Annotated in this window: 5 protein-coding genes; 1 reads left to right on the top strand and 4 read right to left on the bottom strand. The window is 57.1% G+C overall.

Annotated features, from left to right (window positions below):
• Nucleotides 1–342: 342 nt before the first annotated feature.
• The 4 genes from AC07Z7_RS24590 to AC07Z7_RS24575 form a co-directional block, all read right to left on the bottom strand.
• Nucleotides 343–888: a transposase gene (locus AC07Z7_RS24590; RefSeq protein WP_494767974.1), complete on the bottom strand. Its 546-nt coding sequence runs from the start codon at nucleotides 886–888 to the stop codon at nucleotides 343–345.
• A 115-nt stretch (nucleotides 889–1,003) separates the two neighbouring features.
• Nucleotides 1,004–1,918: an HNH endonuclease family protein gene (locus tag AC07Z7_RS24585; RefSeq protein WP_436131901.1), complete on the bottom strand. Its 915-nt coding sequence runs from the start codon at nucleotides 1,916–1,918 to the stop codon at nucleotides 1,004–1,006.
• Nucleotides 1,905–3,980 (bottom strand): AAA family ATPase, encoded by a 2,076-nt coding sequence (locus AC07Z7_RS24580; protein WP_494767973.1) that lies wholly within the window; start codon nucleotides 3,978–3,980, stop codon nucleotides 1,905–1,907. The genes AC07Z7_RS24585 and AC07Z7_RS24580 overlap by 14 nt, the downstream gene beginning before the upstream one ends.
• A 178-nt stretch (nucleotides 3,981–4,158) precedes the next feature.
• Nucleotides 4,159–5,367 carry a hypothetical protein gene (locus AC07Z7_RS24575; protein ID WP_494767972.1) on the bottom strand — a complete coding sequence of 403 codons (1,209 nt, stop codon included), beginning with the start codon at nucleotides 5,365–5,367 and terminating at the stop codon, nucleotides 4,159–4,161.
• 938 nt (nucleotides 5,368–6,305) lie between these two features.
• Here AC07Z7_RS24575 and AC07Z7_RS24570 point away from each other — a divergent pair.
• The coding region (locus tag AC07Z7_RS24570) for a patatin-like phospholipase family protein (RefSeq protein WP_494767971.1) at nucleotides 6,306–6,697 on the top strand (392 nt) is incomplete at its 3' end.

The following is a 6,697-nucleotide window of genomic DNA, read 5'->3' as shown; positions in this document are numbered from 1 at the left end:
CACGTAAGATACTCATTCACCTTCGCCAAATCGGTGAAGGCTCAGTGAGCCTCACACACGGAAACTCGGACAGGCCCTCTACATGGTCCGCCCTAGGAGAACAAGCATCTGCTTCGTGATGGTCTGAAGGGTTTGCGGCCGTACATCCGAGCTGTTGGTGCAGTGGTTGCTGCTGCCCATGATGGCTATTCGCGGCTGAGGTTCCTATCTCCGGGATGTACTCAAGGTACTGGCGATTCATCGGAATTTCCCAACCCGGTTTGACCGTCATTCCATCAATACGCTTTTGCAGGTTCTCCTTCAAATCGGTGTTGTAGGTCAGTGGCGCGCCGCGCTGACGGGTCAGGCAGTCGCCGTCTCAAGCGGGTTCCAACGGGTCCGATCGAAGGCCATACCCCTGGCTAGAACCGCCCACACAGTGCGCGCCATCTTGTTGGCCAACGCCACCACCACGACGTTGTAATGTCGCCGCTGCAGCAACCGTTCAATCCAGTCAGATTTTCCGAATCGGGCAATCACGGCCCTTGCGCCGGCGACCAACAAGGTTCGCAAGTAGGTGTCTCCGCGCTTGGAGATGCCCAACTGCTGCGTCTTCCCGCCAGTGCTCACGTGACGAGGCACCAACCCTACCCATGAGGCGAACTGCCGCGCGGATTTGAATGTGCAGAAGTCTCCGACTGCAGCCACCAGCGCCCGGATCGTCCTGGCCCAGTAATGCGATGACCCGCAAGCTTCCATCGCCACTAGGCTGCGACTGCATTTGGCGAAGAATTCCGTGAGTTTGGCGCTTTTGATTCGGCGTTGCTGGATCTCGCCCGACTCTATACAAACGATGTGGAGTTGGAACACCGACTTTGCCAAGTTCAGACCGATGACGGGCCGATTCAAAGTCGATTGCATGGTGGCCTCCTGGATCAGTGGTTGCGAGAGCTACCACTCTGACACTTTGCATTCGCGCGTTGAGTCTTCTAATCATCAAATTCGTATGCCTGCGGCACCGCAATCACGGCGCGGAGCTGATCAACCCCTCCAACTCGACCTTCAAGGCCGCCTCGGCTGTCTCAACGTATGCCATCGCCACTGCTGAGTACCACCGACTTGTCTCGCTCTTTTGTCGAAGCTTCTGCATCCGTAAATGGATCTGGGCCAACAGCGCGTCCCTCAGTCCTCCCGGTGGAGCGGTGGCTGCCAATCCGACATCGCTCCTCAAGTCCGAAAAATCGGACGCCAAATCCTCAAGCACAGTTCCGCGCTCTTGGACTAGCCGCAGACGATTGAGACCATAAACCTCAATGCTTGCCACGGCCATTGGATCCTTTACGCCATCCACTTCTCTTGCCACGACCACTGGCATTGACAGGTTGCCCATGAACCACTGTAAATGCTGTGCGGGGTCCTGTACTGTTGGGTCGATGAGCAACGCGCCTTCCGCCATTAGACTGTCGCTCGGCTTGCAGGCGCGCACCTTGCCGCTGATGGGGAAGGCGTCCTTTTTGCCTGAATTCTCTTTCTCATTTGAGACGACAACGTCGCCGTTTTCGCCTAGATCGACAATAAATTGCTTGCGACACCGGTTGCAGTCAGTACAACTAGGCAGCAGGTTCTCCCACGCGAGAGCTAGCCACCAATACCCCGGGTGCTTCTCTCCGGCTACGCAACCCTTTGGCCGGAAGTGCTCGACGTCCATCGGCTGCATCGCTGCGTATCGGCTCTCGCAGTAAGCACACTTGCCGCCAAAGAGTTTTTCAAGTGCCTCGACGACATCGGGGTGTTTGTACTGTTCGAACCCGAAGGCCTTCGTAGGCGGAGGATTGGCTCCGTAGTAGTCAATCGCAGACTGCCGCTCAGTCGCCGTAGCTCCCGCCGGAGCAACCAGGGACTGCGGAACTGGGACGCTGGCTCTATCAACGAACCGCATCACCATCTTTCTTGTTCAACATTGCCAGAATTGCTTGAACCGCATCCTCGCGAACTGCCGAACTGTCTGCGAGCGGCTGAGCACGCCTGGCAGCAAGGTATCGCGCAACGGCCTCAGCTGCGAGTTGCTGACTAACAGTGTCCCCACGCGTCGTCACGGACGAAATTTCCGCAGCAATTTTGGCTTTTAGATCGCGACCTGGCGACACCTGCTGGCCCGCGTCCTGGACTGCCTCAACATACTGGTCAAGAAGTCTGTCCATCTCAGGGGCTGTCGTGCTGACCAAGCCAAAGTAATCCGATGTCAAGAGCTGCTCTGCCCTTAAGCCAACGACGCTTGGTAATCCCTGTTGCTGCGCGACGACTCCAGCCGCATCCCGATTGAGAACAATGACTTCGTTGTTTCCCATGCCGCGAAGACACAGTGGGTCGTGTGTCGTAACGATGAATTGAACCTGCGGGAGGGCTTTCCTGAGGGCCCCCATTACCTGCAGCTTCCAGCGAGGGTGCAGGTGGGTCTCGATCTCATCTATAAGCACGACGCCTCGAGCCGCCTCGAGACTTGTCCAGCGCTGAACCATCTGACACATGATGTCCACGGTCATGGCGAAGAGCGACTTGTAGCCATCGCTCATCTGGCTGATCGGCGTGTTGCGGCCATGCGCTCGGACCATTACTCTGCCGTCTATTGCCCGAAAGATGCGGTCTTGGGCTTGGAGCGAAAGAACGTCTGACATGGCTCGAGCCACGGCGTCAAACTCCTGTTCGGAACACTGTTGCAACCAAGGTGTCGCGTCCGCAATCGTCGCCAGCGGATCAAATAGCGTCTTGTTCTCCACAGACTTCGCCTGCTTGTTACTTTCAAAGTAGCGGCGCGCTCCGTATGCGAGCAGCGTAACAGCAGATGTTCCGCCCCCTTTAAAGCTTGAGGGTGTCGACGAATCAACGGTCAATTCCACGACCGTCCCATCGTCAAGCTCTACTCTCACCTCGGGAACCACCTGTCCCATTTTCCAGTCTTCGCTACCATGGCTCATGAAATCTGGGAGTCTGAGTCTCAATCTTCTACGTTCTGACGGCGCCGATAGCGTCAGGCATAGCGCCTGAAGCACGCTGCTTTTTCCTACTGCGTTCTCGCCCAGAAGCACGACACACGGGGATGAGAAGGTCTTTTCTCCAGATCTCATAAAGTCAAGAGTCAGATCCGATATTCCCTTGAAAGCTTTGATTTCGATTTTCCGGATCCGACTGTCCCCAGTTCTTTTGTCAAACGACAGCTGCGCAGCTGCCGCATCGCGATATGGACGCACACGAGTTGTGCTCCTGGACTCAGAGTAGGTCTGAAGCGCTGCAAGCAGGCGCTCCCTGGGCGCCAAAGCCAAAGCCTTGAAAATCTCGTCGATAGAACGCACCCTAGCCTGCCGTGCATAGTGCGGCACTTGCTCTTCAAGTTGGTCAAGGATGCCTCTCGCGGCCAGAATCGCAGCCCCTGGACGTGCCCGCCGCTCTTCCAACTCGACGAGCGGGGATTTCGAACTTTGCCTACTCAAGTCATTCCGCTCCAGCAACATGTCTTTCAAGACAGAAACGCTGCGAGCACGCTGCTCTTTGAGATTGAACCTCGAGTTCAGCGCCAGCAGATCCACCGTGCATTGCCCCTGCGAAGTAAGCGGAACGAGCTCCCCGGACACCAGAAGCGAGAGGTGCTTCAGCGGGTCGTCAACACATGGATCAAGCAACTCAACATTCTCAATGTCGTTCGCTTCAGACCATGTGCAAAGCACAGGGGCGAGGGTGCCGCGCACAGGGAATCTCGCTCCCTGAATCTTTCTGCATGCAGGGCACACGACAAGCAAATTCCGCCATTCATAGGCGAACCAACCATAGTGGTCGCTGCTAAATCGGGCCGAACCACGATTCGACGATGCCGGAACTTCAATACCTCGAGCCGGCCTGAAATGACTGATGTTGTCTTCGGTGGATAGGACTTCGTCCTCGCAGAATGCACAGCGCCTCCTGAACACCTGGTTGAGCGCGTCAACGACGCCTTCTCGGAGCAGCACCGTCTCATCGAATGGCGCACGCCGACTTGTCCGTTCCCGGGACGGCAAACTATAGTAGTCCTCAAGCGCTAGATTTTCGCTCCGCAGCGCTGGAGCGCGAAGCGATTGGGGAACGCTTACTAAGCGCCTGTTGATCTTCCTCATCTGTCACCAATCCAACGGCTTAGCGTAGTGAATTTCAAAGTCGTACGAACCGTGCACAGTGGTCTGAAGGCGGTACCGTGTCTTTGTCAGTCGGTAAACTCTTCCCTTCAAGTCGATAGCTCACCGGCAGCATCTCCAGCGTCTTGCTACCCCTCACCCGCTGCGCCAGCGTTGCGCTCAGGATCACGTGGTCAATGCCGGTGGTCTGCGAGCAGAAATAATCCCCAGCAATTAGCTTGCCTTCGGCGTTCTTTTTGTGCGGTACAACTTGGATAAGGCTGCCCTTGGGTGTGTCGTCGTTCCACTCGGTCGCCATCGCCACGACCTGATCGGGCATGTTGGCGCCGAAGCGCTTGGGATCTGCCCTGGGGTACTGCTCCATCTCGCGCAGCAAGGTTCGGTTGAAGTCTCCCAGAACCACGAAGTCCTTGCCGACGCGGTCATCTATCCAGCGTTCCAGCACGACGACCTGTTCGGCCAAGACCGGGCAGGCTTCCTTCTCACTGTCCTTGGAGGGGTTGTTGATCGGGACTGAGCGACAGCCGGCCTTCATGTGCACCACGAGGAAGTCGGACGGCTTGCCGGCCACGTCGCGGGTGAACTGAAGCCCCGGGCGCAGCGGTCTTGATCCGATGTTCGAAAGCTCGCTGAACAGCTGAACATTTTGGGGCGCCGGTGATCCTATCTTCCAGGCCACGCCGACGTGTTGCGGGATGGCTGGTGCGCCCGCTTGGCTGGCTGAGGTGATAACGTCCCAGCCAGGCGGCAGGATGGTCTTCACCGCCGCTTCATTGCTGACTTCCTGCAGCCCAACCAAGGTGACGCCATCTTTGTCCATGGCCTGGAAGGTTTCGCGCAGCACGGCAAGCTTGCGCTCGTATTGGGTCCAGTCAGCCAGATCAGGGGAGACACGGCATTTGCCGTCGGCGCTGTCTGCCTTGGAGGGGCGGCTCTGCAAGGCCATACCGATCGCCGCTTTGCACTTGGGCTTGATGCGGTAGTCGATACCGTCATGGACATCGCAATATGGCAGGCCTTTGAGAGCCTCAGGGGCAAGCTGCTGGTCAGCCTTGATCGCGTCTTCGGTTTTCCAGTTGATGGCTGAACAGGCCTGGACCCAACGAGTGTGCACAGCCTTGTCCAGGCGCCAACCGAGGTTCCAGGTAGCGATGCCCGCTTGGGCTGCCGCGAACGGCGGCGCCAGGCAGGCGGCAACGAGCACGAATTGAGGTAGTCGATTCATGTTCCCTCTCCTGAACTGATGAATGCGGGTCTCTTCGCCCTTTGGGCAATTTAGCAACCTGTCTGCGCGGGGGTACGAATTGCCAACCTGCACGTTATCACGCGTCTATGGCAGCGTCATCCCCAGTTTCGCGTATGTGCCTAGTGCGCCACGCGTATTTGAAGGTGGTCATGCCATGGCAGGTACGCCGCAGCTCCGGCAAGTTAAGCCTGTTCATAGCCTGCCGATCGCTGGATACTTTTACAGCAGTTCAGCTGGAGCTGAGAATGACCAAGCCCTTCTTTGTGGCGCTCGAAGATGCACCTGATGTTCCTTTTGACGACCGCATCCGCCTGGAAAGCGAGTTCTCCACTGGGCTGGAGAAGATGCTGGGCGGTGTGTAGGCCGTCATTGCCGCCTGTCGTGCCTGGGGCAACGTCAGTGAGTGCGATGCGTCCGAACTCAAGAGAAGAAGTGGAACTGGCCTGTCGCTGGCCGCCTGCTCTGGACAAAGCTCGGACCGTTGCTTTGCCCACGATAGGATTCCTCGCGCGCACTTCAGCGTCCGACTGAATCGGGACTACGCGGCCGAGCCCAGCCATGCCGACGCGTAGAGTTGCTCTGGTCCCGGCTACAGGTTGAGGGCTGCGTCAGACGCAACGCTTGAGCTGCCTCGTGTGTGTGACTTGTGCGGTTTCGTGCGCGTGGCAAGGTCCAAGAGACGTTGCCGACGATCAGTTGCGGTTCCGAGAGCAGCCTTCCATGCGCAATTCATGAAGGACTGCAGCCGCTGCAATAGATCCCAAGTGGTAGGCTCCGCGAAACAAGCGTCGTTTACCCCAAGCATTCTTTTCATCCAAGGAGGAGGCAAGCTTGTTCAGGTAACAAATTTCTTGCGCACTCCCCTCCCGCTGCTGTAACGTTTCTTCATATGTTCATGCAGTCGAAATGGAGGGACTATGACAGTGACGATCGGCGGTAAAGATTGCCGCATTGGCCTTGCTTTGTCTGGCGGGGGATTCAGAGCTGCGGCCTTTCATCTGGGCATGTTGCGTAAGCTTCACGAACTGCGGCTTCTCCAATGCATTGATCTTTTGACATGTGTCAGTGGCGGAAGTATTGCGGGGGCAACGCTTGCTGCGAATTGGTCAAGTGGTGTTGATGCAGCACTCCACAAGCTCGACGAGTACCTCAGAACAAAGTCAATTGCGGTGGGGTCCGTGATCGGGGGCTTCCTGGATCCGTTTGAGTCCCGCTTGGACAAGTTGGCGGAGAGCTACGACAAAGATCTCTTCGGTGAGAAGTCGTTGTCCACTCTGCAACATGGCCCTCGGATCTACTTGAACGCGAC

The organism is Acidovorax sp. GW101-11A03, assembly GCF_059424825.1.
The sequence above is the reverse complement of the archived record's forward strand: the minus strand, read 5'-3'. Positions and strand labels throughout refer to the sequence as shown.

Coding starts and splice junctions, on each gene's coding strand:
- AC07Z7_RS24575 (WP_494767972.1), bottom strand. CDS start 5,367: ATGAATCGACTACCTCAATTCGTGCTCGTTGCCGCCTGCCTGGCGCCG.
- AC07Z7_RS24585 (WP_436131901.1), bottom strand. CDS start 1,918: ATGCGGTTCGTTGATAGAGCCAGCGTCCCAGTTCCGCAGTCCCTGGTT.